The sequence below is a fragment of the Vibrio penaeicida genome (assembly GCF_002933855.1).
Lineage (GTDB): Bacteria > Pseudomonadota > Gammaproteobacteria > Enterobacterales > Vibrionaceae > Vibrio > Vibrio penaeicida_A.
The window spans coordinates 51,814-71,674 of sequence record NZ_BFAQ01000028.1 but is presented as its reverse complement, the minus strand read 5'-3'; the positions used below and the strand labels follow the sequence as shown (position 1 = coordinate 71,674).

Sequence of the window (19,861 nt, the reverse complement as noted above, 5' to 3'; positions counted from 1 at the left end):
TAGAATTTCTAAAGAATAGATAAGAGGAAATTGCGTGCATAATTTAGCTTCTCTGATTAGCCCATGGACAGATGCAAATATTCCCGAAGAATTTAATGTCCGTATTGCACAGTTAGTATTGGATAGTCGAAAAGTGCAGCCAGGTGACACATTTGTGGCGCTTTCTGGTCATGCAATTAATGGTCATGATTTTATTCCAGCGGCTATTAACAGCGGAGCTGTGGCTGTGATTGCTCAAGCAACCGACGAGCATCCGCACGGCAGCTATGAAGAACAAAGCGGTACGCTTATCGTTTACGTCAACGATTTGAATATGATCTTATCGGCAATTGCTTTGCGAGCATATGGCGACATCGATACAAAACTCATTGGTGTCACTGGGACCAATGGGAAAACCACCATAACGCAAATCATCGCTCAATGGATCGAATTGGTTGGTCAGAAAGCCGCAGTAATGGGTACTGCCGGTAATGGTTTTCTCCACGATATCAAACCGGCGATGAATACCACTGGCAGTGCAATCGAAGTAGTTGAAACCTTATCTAGCTTAAGGCAACAAGGCGCAGAACATGCGGCCATTGAAGTTTCTTCTCATGGTTTGATTCAGGGTAGAGTGAAGGCGCTGACTTTCGCTGTAGGCGTGTTTACCAACCTGAGTCGCGATCATCTCGACTACCATGAAACCATGAAGTCCTACGCAGATGCGAAATTTACGTTATTCCGAGACCATGATTGCCGCAAAGCAGTGATCAACGTTGATGATTCGGTCGGAGCGCAATGGATTAAACAACTATCGTCTCCTTTGGCGGTGTCTTTAGAGTCAAATCCAAATACAGAAAAGTCCCTTTACGCAACAGACGTGACCTACAGCACCAAAGGTATTGAACTCTCATTTGACGGTAACTGGGGAGCAGGCAAGCTTTCTGTTCCTCTGATTGGCGCTTTTAATGCGAGTAATATACTGCTTGCGTTTGGTTCTTTGCTGGAGATGGGTTTTGAAAAAGAAGCGTTAATAGAAGCCGCACCTAGGCTTTCACCGGTTATTGGACGTATGGAGCTCTTCCAGCGCAGCGGCAAAGCCAAAGTTGTCGTGGATTATGCACATACACCCGACGCATTAGAAAAAGCGCTGTCGGCATTGCGTGTCCATTGCGAAGGGAAACTGTGGGCAATCTTTGGGTGTGGTGGTGATAGAGATATTGGCAAGCGCCCGATGATGGCGGATATAGCAGAAAGGCTGGCCGATCACGCCATTTTAACGGACGATAACCCAAGAAGTGAGTCCCCTGAATTAATCGTAAAGCATATGCTTGGAGGTATGAAGCACCCAGATAGGGTGGTGATTAAGCATGATAGATTTGATGCTTGTTCATATGCTCTGCGCAATGCAACTGAAAGCGACATAATCTTATTGGCAGGCAAAGGTCATGAAGACTACCAAGTATTGGCTGATAAAACGGTGCACTATTCAGATAGGGAAACTGCGGAGCAATTATTAGGAATTATGGGATGATCAGCTTTTATCTTTCTCAAGCGGCTCACATTCTTGAAGGGACATTGAAGGGAGACGATGTACAGATACATTCTGTTTCAACGGATACTCGCACCATTGAAGAATCAGCGTTGTTTATTGCCATTGTAGGTGAGCGCTTTGACGCCCATGATTTTTGCCAGCAAGCGATAGACAAAGGCGCAAAAGCGCTTTTAGTTGAGCGCGAACTTCCCATCGACATACCGCAAATAATTGTGGAAGACACAACAAAAGCACTTGGCGCTCTTGGTTTTTGGGTACACGAACAAAGTGAGAGCTTAACCATAGCTCTAACCGGAAGCTGTGGAAAGACGACCGTGAAAGAAATGTTGAGTGCAGTCTTGCGTCAAAAAGGTCACGTATTGGCAACGCTTGGCAACTTTAACAATGAATTTGGTGTGCCCTTAACATTGCTTCGCTCAGAAAAGAAAAACGACTATGCCGTTATTGAGCTGGGGGCAAATCATGTTGGAGAGATTGCCTACACGACTCGCATAGTGAAGCCCAAAATAGCGCTAGTGAACAATGTGGCGGCTGCGCATCTTGAAGGTTTTGGCTCTATGGACGGAGTAAAACAAGCAAAAGGTGAAATTTTTCAAGGCTTGTCCAGTAACGATATTGCTGTTGTAAATCAAGACAGTAATGGCTTGGCATTTTGGGGGGGAACGTTAAGCGATAAGCAAGTCGTTACGTTTTCTGCTTCAGATTCCAGTGCTGATTTTTTCGCAAAAGATATTGAAATATCTGAAGAAGGACTTCCCTCTTTTACACTTTGTACCCCGCTTGGAAATGTACCAGTAAGCCTAACTTTAGTTGGTGAGCACAATGTTGCTAACGCTGTTGCAGCAGCTGCGCTTGGACAAAACGCTGGCGCTACGCTGACAGAAATACAATCAGGGCTGGCTAACATGACAAATGTTTCGGGTCGGGTAGAAGTGATCAAGCTCAATGAACATGTTCGCCTTATCGATGATAGTTACAACGCCAGCGTTCCTGCAATGAAAGCGGCCGCTGATTTGCTGAATCATTACGATGGCGTGCGTTGGCTAATTTTGGGCTTCATGGCGGAATTAGGTGACGAAAGCCTTGAACTTCACCGTGAAGTCGGACAACATTCGGCACCATTTAATTTTGAATATGTGTTGACCTACGGGGACGACACAAAAGTGATCAGCGAAGAATGTGGTGGGGAGCATTTTGATTCTCACGACGCGATGATCCAATTTATTAAGCAGCAGCTAGAAACACAACAAAATCAAATGCACACACTATTGGTCAAAGGTGCGAACAGCGCCGGAATGAGCAAAGTAGTCGCTGCTTTGAAGGAGATTCAATAATGATTATTTGGCTAGCAGAGTTACTTCAGCCATATTTTTCTTTCTTTCGATTGTTCGAATATCTATCTTTTCGTGCCATCCTCAGCGTATTGACCGCTCTGGGCCTTTCATTATGGATGGGACCTCGATTGATTGAGCGTTTGCAAATGTTGCAAATCGGTCAAGTTGTTCGTAATGACGGTCCTGAATCTCACTTTAGTAAGCGCGGTACTCCAACAATGGGAGGGTTGATGATTCTATCCTCCATTGCGATAACGGTTCTACTCTGGGCTGATTTATCCAACCCTTATGTCTGGGCTGTAATGGCGGTCTTATTAGGATATGGCGCTGTTGGGTTTGTCGATGATTATCGTAAAGTCGTGCGTAAAAACACTGATGGTCTTATCGCTCGTTGGAAATATTTTTGGCAATCGAGTATTGCGCTTGTCGTCGCCTTTGCACTATACGCACACGGTAAAGACACAGCTGCAACTCAATTGGTAGTGCCATTCTTTAAAGATGTTATGCCTCAACTGGGCTTACTGTATATCGTGTTTACGTATTTCGTGATCGTCGGTACCAGTAACGCGGTGAACTTAACCGATGGGTTAGATGGTCTCGCAATTATGCCGACAGTCATGGTTGCCGCCGGTTTTGCTGTTATCGCGTGGGCTACGGGTAACGTGAATTTTGCCGCCTACCTGCATATCCCTCATATCCCTTATACCAGTGAGCTGGTTGTTGTGTGTACCGCGATCGTTGGCGCTGGTATGGGCTTTTTGTGGTTTAACACATACCCTGCTCAGGTTTTCATGGGTGATGTCGGCTCACTTGCATTAGGTGGAGCACTTGGCACTATTGCGGTATTAGTGCGCCAAGAACTTCTGTTGGTGATCATGGGTGGCGTGTTCGTGATGGAAACGGTATCCGTTATTCTTCAAGTCGGATCATACAAACTTCGTGGTCAACGTATTTTCCGTATGGCACCTATTCACCATCACTACGAATTGAAAGGCTGGCCAGAGCCTCGCGTTATTGTGCGCTTCTGGATCATCTCTATTATTTTGGTTCTTATTGGTCTGGCGACCTTGAAGGTACGTTAATCGATGAATGGAAATCCAAACAAGCAGCGTTGGGAGAACGTGAAAGACGTCGTGGTCGTGGGGCTTGGTATTACAGGCCTTTCTGTCGTTAATCACTTGCTACGCCAGAAGCAATCTCTGAATGTGAAAGTCATCGATACCCGAAACAATCCACCGGGTTTGGATAAACTGAATGCGGATGTTGCTGTCCACACTGGAAGTTGGAATGAGAGCTGGCTTAAGAATGCTGATCTCATTGTGGCGAACCCTGGAATTGCGTTAGCCACACCAGAATTGCAGCGTGCTATTGAGCAAGGCATCCCTATTGTCGGTGACATTGAATTGTTTGGTTGGGCAGTAACGAAACCTGTTATAGCTATTACAGGATCAAATGGTAAAAGCACCGTTACCGATTTGACTGGAGTGATGGCTAATGCTGCAGGCTGTAAGACAAGAGTTGGCGGTAATATTGGGATTCCCGCTTTGGATCTCCTTGTAGAGGATGCCGACCTTTACGTGCTTGAGCTATCGAGCTTCCAACTGGAAACGACATCAAACTTACCACTAACTGCTGCCGCTTATTTGAATCTGACCGAAGATCATATGGATCGATACGACGATTTTGCCGCCTATGGTGCCGCCAAGCAGCGAATTTTCTTAAATGCCCAAAAAGCCATTGTTAATCAACAGGATTCAGCGACGTTCCCAACGCCTAATTATTCCGGTGATATCATCACTTTTGCGCCTTCCAATGCAGACTATTGTTTGAATACAGTGAATGATGACTTTTTCCTCGCGAAAGGCGAAGAGCCCTTTGTTTCGACTTCTTCGTTAAGCCTCGTTGGTCAACACAATAGTATGAATGCCTTGGTCGCCATGGCTTTACTTGATGCGGCAGGTATCGACTACCATTCATCCGTATCCGCTCTCCAAAACTACACTGGATTAACTCATCGTTGTCAGGTTGTTGCTCAATCTCGCGGCGTAAAGTGGGTGAACGATTCCAAAGCTACCAATGTCGCCAGTACTCTAGCGGCTTTGTCGGGTTTGCAATGCGAAGGACAACTTCATTTGTTGGTTGGGGGGGATGGAAAAGGTGCCGATTTTTCTGAACTTGAACCTGTGTTAGCGTCTTTACCAGTGACATTGCATTGTTATGGCGAAGATGGCGGTGAGTTTTTGTCTTTACACCCATCCGCCATTCGCTGGAATACTATGGATGACGCATTAGCAAACATTGCATCCAAATTAAACGAGGGCGATATTGTCATGTTGTCCCCCGCTTGTGCCAGTTTTGATCAATATCCAAACTTTATGGCACGTGGCGATGCGTTTACTCAACTCGCTCAACGTTACGCGTCCTTGTAAGGCTAAAGGGTATTCTGTTGGGACGTTTAATCGAAACATTCTCAGACTGCAAACGTTGGTTGTTTGAACCGGCACCCAAAGCGCTATTTGATAGACAGCTACTTTGGCTGTCGTTTGGATTAATGCTTATCGGCTTAGTCATGGTGACATCAGCTTCTTTTCCCGTTAGTAGTCGCCTTACAGATACACCATTTTACTTCATGTATAAGCAGCTTGTGTTTTGTGTTGTGGGGTTTGCTGCGGCTTCAGTTGTTGTTCAAATACCCATGGATCGTTGGTTCAAATATAGTCATATATTATTGGGAATTTGTTTCGTTCTATTGATTGTTGTGTTGGTGGCAGGTAAGTCCGTTAATGGTGCTTCTCGCTGGATCCCGTTAGGGGTTTTCAATTTGCAGCCAGCAGAATTGACCAAGTTATCCTTGTTCATGTTTATGGCGGGTTATTTGGTTCGTAAACAAGATGAAGTTAGGAAAACATTCTTCGGCGGCTTTATGAAGCCCATTATCGTTTTCGGTCTTGTCGCTCTGTTATTGTTAGGGCAGCCAGATTTGGGCACCGTGATTGTCATGCTGGTGACCATGTTTGGTCTGTTATTTATTGCAGGCGCAAAACTGTGGCAGTTTTTAGCACTGATGATGGTTGGGATTGCTGGTGTTGTTGTATTGATATTGGTCGAGCCCTATCGAGTACGACGAGTCACGTCATTTTTAGACCCGTGGGACGATCCTTTTGGTAGCGGTTATCAGTTAACTCAATCTTTGATGGCATTTGGTCGAGGTGGTTGGTTCGGCCAGGGGTTAGGTAACTCAATACAAAAGTTAGAATACCTTCCAGAAGCTCATACCGATTTTGTTTTCGCGGTTATCGCCGAGGAGCTAGGATTCGTTGGTGTTAGCATTGTACTGATGTTGATCTTTGCGTTAGTACTGAAAGCGATATTCATTGGAAAGAAAGCGTTTGAAGCAAAGCAAATGTTTGGTGGATACTTGGCATTTGGTATTGGAATATGGTTTGCGTTTCAAACACTGGTGAACGTTGGTGCAGCAGCGGGTATGGTTCCGACTAAAGGTCTTACTCTGCCGCTTATTAGCTATGGTGGTTCCAGTTTAATAGTGATGTGTGTCGCGGTAGCTATATTGATGCGAATAGATCACGAGCGGCGACTGTCGCAACAAATAAAGATTCCTGAAAATAAGAACTCAAATGAAACAAAATAAACGTTTATTAGTGATGGCTGGTGGTACGGGAGGGCATGTTTTCCCAGGACTTGCTGTTGCCAAATGCTTGCAAGACCAAGGCTGGGAAATTCGTTGGTTAGGCACGGCTGACCGTATGGAAGCCGACCTTGTACCAAAACACGGCATTGATATCGACTTTATTCAAGTGAAAGGTCTTCGTGGGCAGGGCGTTTTAAAATTGATTAAAGCACCTTTTCAAATCCTCAATGCTATCTTTCAAGCTAAAAAGCATATCAAAGCATGGCAGCCTGACGTTGTGTTAGGAATGGGTGGATATGTCAGTGGACCTGGTGGTGTTGCGGCTTGGTTGTCGGGGATTCCTTTGGTTCTTCATGAGCAAAATGCGGTAGCGGGCTTAACGAATCAATGGCTATCAAAAATCGCAACCAAAGTCTTTCAGGCCTTTCCCGGTGCTTTTAAAGATGTTCCGGTAGTGGGTAACCCCGTGAGAAAAGATGTGACTACTCTTGGTTCTGCGGAATCTCGGATAGCGTCCCGTGAAGGCGACATACGTATTTTGGTAATGGGGGGAAGCCAAGGGGCGAGAATTCTCAATACAACATTGCCTGAAACAGCAGCTTTGCTTGGAAACGGCTTTGTTATTCGCCATCAAGCAGGTAAAGGAAACCAAGAGTCTGTCCAATCAGCCTACAACAGTGCTGGTATTCAAGCTGAAGCAACCGAGTTTATTGATGATGTATCAGCTGCTTATGAATGGGCAGACCTAGTTGTATGCCGATCCGGAGCATTAACTGTCTCCGAGATCTCATCTGCAGGAGTCGGCGCAATTTTTGTTCCTTTCATGCATAAAGATCGCCAACAGGCATTAAACGCCGATCATCTTGTTGGTGCTAATGCCGCGATTATGATTGAGCAACCTGACCTTACTGCCGAAAAATTGTCAGAAGCCATAAAACAGCTAGACAGAGCGAGCTTGGTGAAGATGGCAAGCAATGCCCTAAAGTCAGCAAAACCCAATGCTGATCAATACGTAGCGAATGCGATTAAAGAATTAACTCAACAGTCTGTTGACCGATAGAATGAGAAACACAAAATGACAATAGAACACAACCAAGATATTTCTCAAATCCGTGCAATGGTGCCTGAGATGAGAAGAGTGAAGTCCATTCATTTTGTCGGAATTGGTGGTGCCGGAATGAGTGGCATCGCTGAAGTGCTCTTAAATGAAGGTTACCACATCTCAGGATCTGACTTAGCCGAAAATCCAGTAACAGAAAGGTTGAGTGGTAAAGGTGCAACGATTTATTTTGGTCATGATGCAGGCAATGTTGAAAAAGCGAGTGTAGTCGTTGTCTCGACTGCCATTCAACAAGATAACCCAGAGTTAGTTGCCGCGAAAGAAAGGCGTATTCCAGTCGTTCGTCGTGCTGAAATGTTGGCTGAATTAATGAGATTCCGACATGGTATTGCTGTGGCAGGAACGCATGGTAAAACAACGACAACAGCGCTTGTCACGCAGATTTATTCTGAAGCTGGGCTCGATCCAACATTTGTCAATGGCGGCTTAGTTAAAAGTGTCGGTACAAATGCTCGTTTAGGGTCTAGCCGTATTCTTATTGCGGAAGCCGATGAAAGTGATGCGTCATTCTTACATTTACAGCCAATGGTCAGTATCGTTACCAATATAGAAGCCGATCATATGGATACATATGGCGGCGACTTCGAGACCTTAAAACAAACGTTCATTGATTTTCTCCATAACCTGCCATTCTATGGGCAAGCAATCATGTGTATAGACGATCCGGTTGTGCGCGAGCTGATTCCAAGAGTCAGTCGCCAAGTCATTACGTACGGATTCTCAGAAGATGCAGACGTAAGAATTGAAAACTACCGCCAAGAAGGGCAACAGGGTAAATTCACTGTTGTGCGCAAAGGCAAAGCCAATCTAGACATTACATTGAACATCCCGGGTAAGCACAATGCACTAAACGCATCCGCTGCTATTGCTGTAGCAACAGAAGATGACGTGGCTGATGAAGCGATACTAAGCGCAATGGCTGGTACTCAAGGTACTGGACGACGTTTTGATCACTTGGGAGAGTTCGAAACGGGCTGTGGTAAGGCAATGCTCGTCGATGACTATGGTCACCACCCTAGTGAAGTGGATGTCACTATCGATGCAGCAAGAGCTGGGTGGGAAGACAAGCGATTGGTCATGGTATTTCAGCCGCACCGATATAGCAGAACGAGAGATTTGTATGATGATTTCGCGAATGTGCTCGAAAAGGTTGATGTGCTTATTATGCTAGACGTCTATTCAGCTGGTGAAGCGCCTATTGCTGGAGCAGATGGTCGTGCTTTATGTCGAACGATTCGTAGTAGGGGTAAATTAGACCCAATTTTTGTTCCAGAAACTCAAAACTTACCGAGTGTCCTAGCAAATGTTCTCCAAGATGGTGACCTAGTATTAACACAAGGGGCTGGTGATGTTGGTAAAGTTGCCAAAGTGTTGGCTGGTTTAGAGTTGAACGTAGAACGTATGCGTCAGGAATAATAGCCAAGCCTTTATTTTGTCTGTTTTTTGTCCGGTGTGTCACACTAGACCATATTTATTCTTGTGGTTGATGGACTATGGGATGATGGTCAGTATAATCGCTAGTTTGAGTAAATCAGTCGAATGATCTTTAGTTTTAGGATGTTCTGCTCCAAACCGAACAAGAATATCGTTAAAGAATTGATAGCATTGGTATGTACTCAGTGAGCCACGAAAGCGAAATAGAAACGTACGAAGAGTTACCCAAACCCCATAATACATTCTTGGGAATAGGTTTTTTAGTCGTTGTTGTCTTGTTTATTGGTTGGTTGATGTTTTCTACATTAAATTGGATGTGGGATGAGCAACGGCTACCATTATCTAAATTGGTACTGCAAGGGGAATTGACCCACGTGCAGCCAAAAGAGGTGCAAAGTGCCTTTGCTTCTTTCGAGCATATTGGCACCTTTATGTCTCAAGACGTCGATGAGCTTCAAAATGCTTTATTAGCCCTACCGTGGGTAGCGAGAGTGTCGATACGTAAACAATGGCCAGACACAATCAAAGTATATTTAGTTGAGCATGAAGCCCAAGCTATTTGGAATGGTATTTCCATGCTCAATATGGAAGGAAATGTATTTGATGCTGATATTGCAGAGCTGACGAGTGAAAAAATTAAACTTTATGGTCCCAAAGGGAGCCATCAGCAAGTATTGCAAGCTTGGCAAAAAATTCAAGAGTTATTGGTTCCAGTGGACCTCAATGTTTCTTCCGTACTTCTAAACGACAGACGTGCATGGCAAGTTATTTTGACTAGCGGAATACGTTTGGAGCTTGGAAAAGAAGCGCTTCTTGAACGAATAACACGTTTTGTTGCGCTTTATCAAAAGCTTGGCTCAAAATCGCAACAGATTAGTCATATCGACTTACGGTATGATACAGGAGCGGCAATAGGTTGGTTTCCAAATCAGGATTTAGTACAAGAGAGCACAGATGACTAAAACCACAGATGACAACATCATTGTTGGTCTTGATATTGGTACTGCGACCGTTTCCGCTTTGGTAGGTGAATGCCTGCCAGATGGACAGATTAATATTATTGGCGCTGGCACAAGTCCGTCGAGAGGCATGGACAAAGGTGGCGTAAATGATCTTGAATCTGTGGTCAAGTCAGTACAAAGGGCTGTTGATCAAGCTGAATTAATGGCTGAATGCCAAATCAGCAAAGTATTTATTTCGCTTTCCGGGCGTCATATTGCTAGCAGGATTGAAAAAGGAATGGGAACCATTTCAGATGAAGAGGTTTCTCAGGACGATATGGATCGTGCGATCCACACAGCAAAGTCCATAAAAATTGGTGATGAACAGCGAATTTTACATGTAATTCCTCAAGAATTTACTATTGATTATCAAGAAGGGATTAAGAATCCGCTTGGCTTATCAGGGGTAAGGATGGAGGTCAGCGTTCATCTGATTTCTTGCCATAACGACATGGCCAGAAATATTATTAAAGCGGTAGAGCGTTGCGGACTGAAAGTTGAGCAGCTGGTTTTTTCTGGCTTAGCTTCGAGTAATGCAGTCATAACCGAAGATGAGCGAGAGCTAGGTGTTTGTGTCGTCGATATTGGTGCTGGGACAATGGATGTATCCATTTGGACTGGTGGTGCGCTTAGGCATACGGAAGTATTTTCCTACGCCGGTAACGCAGTGACAAGTGACATCGCATTTGCTTTTGGTACGCCTGTTAGCGATGCTGAAGAGATAAAAGTAAAGTACGGTTGCGCGCTAAGTGAGCTTGTCAGTAAAGACGATACCGTGAATGTTCCGAGTGTTGGTGGTCGTCCGTCTCGAAGTTTGCAACGACAAACACTATCGGAAGTGATAGAGCCCAGATATACTGAACTTATGGGTTTAGTCAATCAGACCATCGATAACGTTCAAGACAAACTGCGTGCAGAGGGGATTAAACACCATCTCGCAGCAGGGGTAGTCTTAACGGGTGGCGCTGCACAGATTGAAGGGGTTGTGGAATGTGCCGAAAGGGTTTTTCGCAACCAAGTCAGAGTAGGTAAACCGTTGGAAATCAGTGGTCTAACTGACTACGTTAAAGAGCCGTATGATTCTACGGCAGTTGGATTACTTCATTACGCAAAAGACAGCCAATTCTCTGAAGATGGCGACTACAACGAACCCAAGCGACAGTCTAATGTTTCTGGGTTGTTTCAAAAAATGCGTAATTGGATACAGAAAGAGTTTTAACCTGAAATACAGGAAAAACGGAGATAACAAATGTTTGAACCGATGATGGAAATGTCTGACGATGCGGTAATTAAAGTCGTTGGAGTTGGTGGTGGCGGTGGTAATGCCGTAGAGCACATGGTGCGTGAATCTATTGAAGGCGTGGAATTCATCAGTGTCAACACAGATGCTCAAGCACTTCGTAAAACGAGCGTAAACACTGTCATTCAGATTGGTGGCGATATCACCAAAGGTCTTGGAGCTGGCGCAAACCCGCAGGTAGGTCGCGAAGCGGCTCTTGAAGACAGAGACAGACTTAAAGAAATTCTAACCGGTGCCGATATGGTATTTATAGCGGCCGGTATGGGTGGTGGTACAGGTACAGGTGCAGCTCCAGTAATCGCAGAAGTAGCGAAAGAGCTTGGTGTTCTAACTGTAGCTGTAGTGACTAAGCCATTTGGATTTGAAGGCAAAAAGCGTCTTGCTTTTGCCGAACAAGGCATCGAAGAATTATCAAAGCATGTTGATTCTTTGATTACCATCCCGAATGAAAAGCTGCTTAAAGTATTGGGACGTGGTGTCACTCTACTTGAGGCATTTGCAAGCGCGAATGATGTTCTTAAGAACGCAGTACAAGGTATTGCTGAATTGATTACTCGCCCAGGCATGATTAACGTCGACTTTGCGGACGTACGCACTGTAATGTCGGAAATGGGTCATGCGATGATGGGAAGCGGTGTCTCTAAAGGAGAAGACCGAGCAGAGGAAGCGGCAGAGACGGCAATTTCTAGCCCACTTCTGGAAGACATTGATTTGGCAGGTGCAAGAGGTGTTCTTGTGAACATCACTGCAGGTTTGGATATGCGTCTGGACGAATTCGAAACTGTCGGTAATACTGTAAAAGCATTTGCATCAGATAATGCAACGGTGGTTATTGGTACATCTCTGGATCCAGACATGACCGATGAAATCCGTGTAACTGTTGTTGCAACTGGAATTGGCAATGAAAAAAAACCTGAAATTACTTTAGTAACAGGTGCTTCTAAGCCACAAAACACCACGCCAGCTCAACAGCCTGCTGCTCCAGCAGCGAAAGTTGAAGAAAAAACGGCACAGCCTTTGCAAGCGAATAACTTGCCAAAAGGTGAAGAGGTGAAGAGTCAGCCAGCTGCGCCAGCTAGCCCTTCGACTCCTGCTCAAGGTGGTGCAAACACTGCACCGAAGCAGGAAAAAGAGAATGGTTATTTGGACATTCCAGCGTTCTTGAGACGCCAAGCTGACTGATTATTGTACGAAATAATTGATATTCGTCAGAAACGTGGTAGCATGTGCGGTCGATTTTCCGGTCGCACGGCTGGTATACGTAGTAGGGGTAGGTAAATGATCAGACAAAGAACTCTGAAAGAGATGGTGAAGACAACCGGAGTGGGTTTACACTCGGGTAGAAAAGTCACACTTACTCTTCGTCCAGCTGCGGCGAACACAGGGGTTATTTATCGCAGAACGGATATGAATCCGCCTGTCGATTTCCCTGCCGATCCTGCGTCAGTTCGCGACACCATGCTTTGTACTGCACTAGTCAACGATGAAGGTATCAGAATATCAACCGTTGAGCACCTCAATGCCGCACTAGCTGGCATGGGGATTGACAACGTAATAGTTGAAGTGGATGCACCTGAAATCCCTATTATGGATGGCAGTGCGAGTCCGTTTGTTTACCTGTTGCAGTCGGCTGGTATTGAGACGCTCAACGCCCCTAAACGTTTCGTACGTATTAAGAAAAAGGTTCGCGTTGAAGATGGTGATAAGTGGGCTGAGTTAGTCCCTCATGATGGCTTCCGTATGGATTTTGCTATCGAATTTGATCACCCAGCAATTGAATCTGACGAACAGCATCTACTTTTTGATTTTTCTTCTCAAGCGTTTGTCAAAGATATCTCAAGAGCACGAACTTTTGGGTTCATGAAGGACATTGAATACCTTCAATCTCAGAACTTGTGTCTTGGTGGTAGCTTTGATTGTGCAATTGTTTTGGACGAGTACCGAATTCTTAATGAAGAAGGGTTACGTTTCGAAAACGAATTTGTGACTCATAAAGTGCTTGATGCTATTGGTGACTTGTACATGTGCGGTCATAGTATTGTTGGTGAACTTCGCGCCTATAAATCCGGTCATGCGATGAACAACAAAGTACTAAGAGCGGTACTTGCCGATCAAGAAGCGTGGGAATGGGCAACTTTCGAAGAAGAAGTTGGGTCTCCAGTCGCGTTCGGTGAACCTAATATGGTTCTTGCGTAGAAGCGAACACAAAAAACAAATAATTAAAAAAACCAGACACTAGTCTGGTTTTTTTGTTTTTGAAAAACAGAATTTATTTACTGCCAATTTTCTTATTTCTCAAATTTTCTTATTTCTAGTGTTAGGTTATTTCTTCTTTTTCGCCAAATTGGCAATGTTTTCTAGCCTTTGTTTCACTTTAGGTGTGGCGTTAGGCATATTTGCTGTAGCAATTAAGAACTCTGCGGCGACCTCTGAAACAGGAGCGTCCTGCCATTCTGGATCCGGATCGGACATATCTTGCCCTCGGTAAAGAGACGGGTTTATTCGAATTTGAACCCCCATCAGTTTTGCGTACCCTTGTTGGCGAAGCTGAGTCAATAAGTGCAAACGATCATAATTCAGTTTCATTTGAACGGAAGCGCTAGCTACTTCGATGACTAAGTGATTATCTTTTATGTTAGCCGCTCGGCAATGCTCCAGTAAGCTTGCGGGTAATAGAGATTTTAATAGCTTATTTAGTTCATTGATCTGCTTAGCATGTTCTTGAATTTTACTGAGCTGTTGAGATTCAAGCAGATTATTTGTCAGTGTCGGTCTGTGATCGCGCATCGCCATCTCCTCACTACTGTATTCCGAGACTTCCTTAATTCGTGAGTGTAGAGCAGTGACCTTTGAATACCAAGCCTTTGGGTAAGTTTCTGCCTCTGCGTCGAAAATTTCTGAGGGTTTATTGTCCGAACATCGAAAATTTCTAAACCTGTCTCAAACAATTGCTAATAGCCATGGTTGTCAATTTGATAATCACTTAATATACGAGGCAAATTTGAAAATTAAGATTGGCGCTTGAAAATGAAAGGTGCCGCCTCAATATTCTTACAAACATGATGTATCTCAGTATTCTTAGTTTGGAACTGGTAGAGACTGAAAGTTACAAGGATAGATCGAGCACGATCTAAACAGAGAGATTCACTGAAAATGATAACTAAGCTACTGACAAAAGTAATTGGCAGCCGCAACGATCGAACTCTGCGTCGTCTGCGAAAAATAGTCAAAGAAATTAATAATTACGAACCAGAATTTGAAACATTATCTGATGAAGAATTGAAAGCGAAAACGGTAGAGTTTCGCGAGCGCCTAGAAAAAGGTGATTCTCTAGATAGTTTACTTCCGGAAGCATTTGCAACCGTACGAGAAGCATCTAAGCGTGTTTTTGGTATGCGTCACTTCGATGTACAGCTCATTGGCGGTATGGTCCTTAACAATGGTCAAATTGCTGAAATGCGTACGGGTGAAGGTAAAACCTTAACCGCAACTCTTCCAGCTTACCTTAACGCGCTTCCTAGTAAGGGCGTGCACATTGTAACGGTGAACGATTACTTAGCATCTCGTGATGCAGAAACAAACCGCCCACTTTTCGAATTCCTTGGCATGACGGTTGGCGTTAACGTACCGAATATGCCCCCTTTAGCGAAAAAAGAAGCCTATCAAGCGGATATTCTTTACGGAACGAACAACGAGTTTGGTTTCGACTATTTACGCGACAACATGGCTTTCAGAGATGAAGACCGTGTTCAGCGAGAGCGTTTCTTTGCCGTTGTCGATGAAGTGGATTCCATTCTTATTGATGAAGCTCGTACACCGCTAATCATCTCTGGTCCAGCTGAAGATAGTTCGGATCTTTATACTCAGATCAACACTCTGATTCCTAACCTTGTTCGTCAAGAGAAGGAAGATACAGAAGAATACCGCGGTGATGGGCACTACACCCTGGACGAAAAATCCAAGCAGGTTCACCTGACCGAAAATGGTCAGGAATTTGTTGAAGAGTTGATGATTAAGAATGGTTTGATGGAAGAAGGCGATACGCTTTATTCACCAACCAATATAAGCCTACTTCACCATGTAAATGCAGCGCTGCGCGCTCACGTGTTATTTGAGCGTAATGTGGACTACATCGTCAATGAAGATGATGAAGTTGTGATTGTCGATGAGCATACAGGTCGTACAATGCCTGGTCGTCGTTGGTCTGAAGGTCTGCATCAAGCGGTAGAAGCCAAAGAAGGCGTTAAAATTCAGAATGAAAACCAGACGCTTGCGTCTATCACATTCCAGAATTTCTTCCGCCTATACGAAAAACTGTCGGGCATGACAGGTACTGCGGATACCGAAGCGTTTGAATTCCAGTCAATTTATGGTTTGGAAACGGTTGTTATTCCAACCAATAAACCAATGATCCGTGATGATATGCCAGATGTGGTGTATCGCACAGAAACTGAGAAGTTTAATGCCATTATTGAGGACATCAAAGAGCGTGCTGCAAAAGGTCAACCCTCTTTGGTTGGTACAGTTTCTATTGAAAAATCAGAGCTGCTTTCAAACGCGCTGAAGAGTGCCAAGGTTAAGCACAACGTATTGAATGCTAAATTCCACGAAAAAGAAGCGGAAATTGTTGCTCAAGCTGGTACTCCCGGTGCGGTGACCATTGCGACCAACATGGCGGGTCGTGGTACCGATATCGTATTAGGTGGTAGCTGGCAAGCGAAGCTGGAGCAACTGGACAATCCTTCTCAAGAGCAGATAGACCAAATTAAAGCCGATTGGAAAGAAGTACACGACAAGGTATTAGAAGCTGGTGGTTTGCATATCATCGGTACTGAGCGTCATGAATCTCGCCGTATTGATAACCAGCTGCGTGGTCGTTCTGGTCGTCAAGGTGATGCTGGTTCATCACGCTTCTACCTATCGATGGAAGATTCACTGCTGCGTATCTTTACTTCTGACCGCATGGCGAGCCTTATCCAAAGTGGTATGGAAGAAGGTGAAGCGATTGAAAGTAAAATGTTGTCGCGCTCTATCGAGAAAGCGCAGCGTAAAGTCGAAGGTCGTAACTTCGATATTCGTAAGCAGCTTCTTGAATTCGATGACGTTGCGAATGATCAACGTAAAGTCGTTTACGAGTTGCGTGACGAACTCATGAGTGCTGACGACATCAGTGACATGATTGAACAAAATCGTACGGATGTATTCGACAGCGTAATAAGTGAATACATTCCGCCTCAGTCTTTAGAAGACATGTGGGATGTGAAAGGTCTTGAAGATCGCCTAAAAGCAGATTTTGATTTAACCATGCCGCTCCAAACTTGGCTTGATGAAGACGACAAGTTATACGAAGAGGCGCTTCGCGAGAAGATTCTTGAAACTGCTGTTGAAACGTACAAAGAGAAAGAAAAAGTGGTGGGAGAGAATATCCTACGTAACTTTGAAAAGTCCGTGATGCTTCAGACTCTTGATACACTTTGGAAAGAGCACCTTGCTGCGATGGATCATCTTCGCCAAGGTATTCACTTACGTGGCTATGCGCAGAAGAACCCAAAACAAGAATACAAACGTGAGTCGTTTGAATTGTTCGAAGGTTTGCTGGACTCACTCAAAATTGATGTGATTACTGTGCTCAGCAAAGTTCGCGTTCAACAGGAAGAAGAAGTGGAGCGTATGGAAGCTCAGCGCCGTGCACAGGCGGAAGAAGCAGCACGACGTCAACAGTTCCAGCATCAGCAAGCTGAAAACCCACTTTCTGATGGTGAGCAAGAAGAATCCAGTCCGCAACCTACCCAACGCGAAGAGCGTAAAGTCGGGCGCAACGAACCTTGCCCATGTGGTAGTGGTAAGAAGTTTAAACAGTGCCACGGTAAGATTTAATTCTTCCCTCTCTCCCAAAAGAGCCGCAGTCGCGGCTCTTTTTGTATCTACCTACTTTACTGTCTTGTACCAAGAATAAACCTTGTTTAACTGTGGTAACTTTCGAGCCTTTACGTTACATTGATCACATCGTAACAAATGGAGAACTTACGCAATGGTAAAAATTGCGATTGCAGGAGCAGCTGGCCGTATGGGCCGCAACTTGGTGAAAGCCACCCACCTGAATTCTGATGCGCAACTTGGCGCAGCCTCTGAAAGACCAGAATCTTCTCTTATCGGCGTCGACGCAGGCGAATTGTGCGGCGAAGGTCGTTTCGAAGTCGCTTTAGTCGATGACTTTGCCAAAGCGGTTGAAGAATTTGATGTCATCATTGATTTTACAGCCCCAGTGAGCACTTTAGCTAACATCGAACTTTGTAAGCAACATGGGAAGCAAATCGTAATCGGTACGACGGGTTTCTCTGATGAAGAACGTGCACAGATCGATGAAGCGGCAAAAAACATCTCTATCGTTATGGCGCCAAATTACAGCGTTGGCGTAAACCTCGTCTTTAAACTGCTAGAAAAAGCAGCAAAAGTTATGGGTGATTACTGTGATGTTGAAATTGTTGAAGCGCATCATCGCCATAAAGTCGATGCACCTTCAGGTACTGCTATAGGTATGGGAGAGGCAATTGCTGGAGCGATGGGAAATCAGCTAAGTGACGTTGCAGTTTATGCTCGCGAGGGTATTACTGGTGAGCGCACTAAAGATGAAATCGGTTTTGCTACTATCCGTGCTGGCGATATTGTTGGTGAACATACTGCAATGTTTGCAGATATTGGTGAGCGCGTTGAAATTACTCACAAAGCGACCGACCGCATGACATTTGCCAATGGTGCAGTAAAAGCAGCGGTTTGGTTGGCATCAAAACCTGCTGGCTTTTACACTATGACCGATGTTCTTGGTCTGAATGAGCTTTAATTAAATATTTATGCGCTGGAGCCTTCTGGCGCATATCTTCATTTCACCTATATCCTGCAAAATAAACTTAAATTTCACACCAGTTTTACCAGTGTTAATCTTCTAATTTAAGCATCTTAAGCTTGGTTTTCACCTTAATGACTTAAAAAGAGCATTAACTTGCAATGTATTATCGTTTGCTTTTTCTCTGTGACCAATTTTCTTATATTTATTACTAAATAAAGGTAATTTTCATGAACAATGCTCATTTGGCGTATTGTTACAGGAAGATAAGTTAGATTTATATGGCTTTTGCACCAATTAATGTGTTTTAGCAAACAAATGATAAATTTCTTTTACTGAGAATGTTGACACAAATCACAGTGATCACTAGAATACCGCCAATTTGTCTAAATTCCCCAAAAGCGCGTTTTTATAACGAATTTAGGGCTGAGTTTGCAATTAAATACACTGTTAATGCATTTTTATTCTGGAGGTTGCCTTGAGTAAGTCAGCACTGTTAGTCCTAGAAGATGGGACTGTGTTCCATGGACAATCCATTGGAGCAGATGGCTCAGCTGTTGGTGAAGTCGTCTTTAACACCTCGATGACGGGGTACCAAGAAATCCTCACTGATCCTTCCTATTCTCAACAAATCGTTACTCTTACTTATCCTCACATTGGCAATACCGGAACCAATTCCGAAGACGAAGAATCTTCTTCCATTCATGCACAAGGCCTTGTGATTCGCGATCTCCCTCTTATCGCTTCAAATTTCCGTAACGAGCAATCTCTTTCTGATTACCTTAAATCACAAAACATTGTTGGCATCGCTGATATTGATACGCGCAAGCTAACTCGAATTCTTCGTGAAAAAGGCGCTCAAAATGGCTGTGTTGTAGCCTGCTCTTCACTGAAAGAGAGTAGCCTTGACGAAGCTTTGGCTCTTGCTAAAGCAAAAGAGTTCCCTGGTTTGAAAGGTATGGATCTTGCGAAAGAAGTTACAACAAAAGAAGCGTACCAATGGAAACAAGGTTCGTGGACGCTCACGGGTGGTCTTCCGGAAGCGAAAGACGATGCTGAGTTGCCATTCCACGTTGTTGCCTACGACTTCGGTGCAAAGCGTAACATCTTGCGTATGCTTGTCGACCGCGGTTGCCGCTTAACGGTTGTGCCTGCTGAAACATCAGCAGAGGAAGTGCTTGCTCTTAACCCTGATGGCGTATTCCTTTCTAATGGACCTGGTGACCCAGAGCCATGTACTTACGCAATTGAAGCAACTAAAGTTTTCCTTGATAAAGGTCTTCCAATTTTTGGTATCTGTCTTGGACACCAAATCTTGGCACTGGCGTCTGGTGCGCAAACTGTGAAAATGAAGTTTGGTCACCACGGTGCAAACCACCCAGTGAAAGATTTGGATCGCAATGTTGTTATGATCACTTCTCAAAACCACGGTTTTGCAGCGGATGAAGATACATTGCCAGAAAACCTTCGCGCGACGCATAAATCACTGTTCGATGGTTCTCTACAAGGTATTCATCGCACAGATAAGCCTGCATTTAGTTTCCAAGGGCACCCAGAAGCAAGCCCTGGTCCGCATGATGCAGCGCCACTATTTGATCACTTTATCGAACTAATTAAACAGCACTCAGCGTAATTTGGAGTAGAG

Annotated in this window: 15 protein-coding genes; 14 read left to right on the top strand and 1 reads right to left on the bottom strand. The window is 44.5% G+C overall.

The features are described from left to right. Positions 1-34 precede the first annotated feature (34 nt). The 11 genes from murE to lpxC all read left to right on the top strand — a co-directional run bounded on the left by murE (position 35) and on the right by lpxC (position 13,568). Positions 35-1,513 (top strand): UDP-N-acetylmuramoyl-L-alanyl-D-glutamate--2,6-diaminopimelate ligase, encoded by a 1,479-nt coding sequence (murE, locus tag VPNCDNU1_RS16215; RefSeq protein ID WP_104401292.1) that lies wholly within the window; start codon positions 35-37, stop codon positions 1,511-1,513. Then, the gene (locus VPNCDNU1_RS16210) at positions 1,510-2,868 is read left to right on the top strand and encodes a UDP-N-acetylmuramoyl-tripeptide--D-alanyl-D-alanine ligase (protein ID WP_104401291.1); all 1,359 of its coding nucleotides are present in this window, start codon (positions 1,510-1,512) and stop codon (positions 2,866-2,868) included. Before murE ends, VPNCDNU1_RS16210 begins: the two co-directional genes overlap by 4 nt. Next, entirely contained in the window at positions 2,868-3,950 is a 1,083-nt protein-coding gene (gene mraY, locus VPNCDNU1_RS16205) for a phospho-N-acetylmuramoyl-pentapeptide-transferase (RefSeq protein WP_101112423.1), read from the top strand. Before VPNCDNU1_RS16210 ends, mraY begins: the two co-directional genes overlap by 1 nt. Positions 3,951-3,953: 3 nt before the next feature. Further along, the gene (murD, locus tag VPNCDNU1_RS16200; RefSeq protein ID WP_104401290.1) at positions 3,954-5,297 is read left to right on the top strand and encodes a UDP-N-acetylmuramoyl-L-alanine--D-glutamate ligase; all 1,344 of its coding nucleotides are present in this window, start codon (positions 3,954-3,956) and stop codon (positions 5,295-5,297) included. Between the two features lie 29 nt (positions 5,298-5,326). Beyond that, positions 5,327-6,517, top strand: coding sequence for a cell division protein FtsW (gene ftsW, locus VPNCDNU1_RS16195; RefSeq protein WP_104401399.1), 1,191 nt, complete (start codon positions 5,327-5,329; stop codon positions 6,515-6,517). Continuing rightward, a complete protein-coding gene (gene murG / locus VPNCDNU1_RS16190; protein ID WP_104401289.1) occupies positions 6,504-7,577 on the top strand; it encodes an undecaprenyldiphospho-muramoylpentapeptide beta-N-acetylglucosaminyltransferase in 1,074 nt (357 codons plus the stop codon). Before ftsW ends, murG begins: the two co-directional genes overlap by 14 nt. Before the next feature lie 15 nt (positions 7,578-7,592). Further along, complete coding sequence (gene murC / locus VPNCDNU1_RS16185) at positions 7,593-9,053, top strand: UDP-N-acetylmuramate--L-alanine ligase (protein ID WP_104401288.1); 1,461 nt, start codon at positions 7,593-7,595, stop codon at positions 9,051-9,053. 194 nt (positions 9,054-9,247) lie between these two features. Continuing rightward, positions 9,248-10,033: a cell division protein FtsQ/DivIB gene (locus VPNCDNU1_RS16180; protein WP_104401287.1), complete on the top strand. Its 786-nt coding sequence runs from the start codon at positions 9,248-9,250 to the stop codon at positions 10,031-10,033. Then, positions 10,026-11,291, top strand: coding sequence for a cell division protein FtsA (gene ftsA / locus VPNCDNU1_RS16175; protein ID WP_101112418.1), 1,266 nt, complete (start codon positions 10,026-10,028; stop codon positions 11,289-11,291). The genes VPNCDNU1_RS16180 and ftsA overlap by 8 nt, the downstream gene beginning before the upstream one ends. Positions 11,292-11,321: 30 nt before the next feature. After that, positions 11,322-12,554: a cell division protein FtsZ gene (ftsZ, locus tag VPNCDNU1_RS16170; RefSeq protein ID WP_104401286.1), complete on the top strand. Its 1,233-nt coding sequence runs from the start codon at positions 11,322-11,324 to the stop codon at positions 12,552-12,554. A 96-nt stretch (positions 12,555-12,650) separates the two neighbouring features. Beyond that, positions 12,651-13,568 carry a UDP-3-O-acyl-N-acetylglucosamine deacetylase gene (gene lpxC / locus VPNCDNU1_RS16165; protein WP_101112416.1) on the top strand — a complete coding sequence of 306 codons (918 nt, stop codon included), beginning with the start codon at positions 12,651-12,653 and terminating at the stop codon, positions 13,566-13,568. 126 nt (positions 13,569-13,694) lie between these two features. On the opposite strand, the gene VPNCDNU1_RS16160 is transcribed toward lpxC, so the two are convergent. Continuing rightward, positions 13,695-14,159, bottom strand: a complete 465-nt coding sequence (locus VPNCDNU1_RS16160) for a DUF721 domain-containing protein (RefSeq protein WP_104401398.1) — start codon at positions 14,157-14,159, stop codon at positions 13,695-13,697. Positions 14,160-14,525: 366 nt separating this feature from the next. Between VPNCDNU1_RS16160 and secA the strand changes: the two genes are divergently transcribed. The 3 genes from secA to carA all read left to right on the top strand — a co-directional run bounded on the left by secA (position 14,526) and on the right by carA (position 19,849). Further along, entirely contained in the window at positions 14,526-17,249 is a 2,724-nt protein-coding gene (gene secA / locus VPNCDNU1_RS16155) for a preprotein translocase subunit SecA (protein ID WP_104401285.1), read from the top strand. Positions 17,250-17,403: 154 nt separating this feature from the next. Continuing rightward, positions 17,404-18,213 (top strand): 4-hydroxy-tetrahydrodipicolinate reductase, encoded by an 810-nt coding sequence (dapB, locus tag VPNCDNU1_RS16150; protein ID WP_104401284.1) that lies wholly within the window; start codon positions 17,404-17,406, stop codon positions 18,211-18,213. 481 nt (positions 18,214-18,694) lie between these two features. Then, positions 18,695-19,849 (top strand): glutamine-hydrolyzing carbamoyl-phosphate synthase small subunit, encoded by a 1,155-nt coding sequence (carA, locus tag VPNCDNU1_RS16145; RefSeq protein ID WP_104401283.1) that lies wholly within the window; start codon positions 18,695-18,697, stop codon positions 19,847-19,849. Positions 19,850-19,861 lie beyond the last annotated feature (12 nt).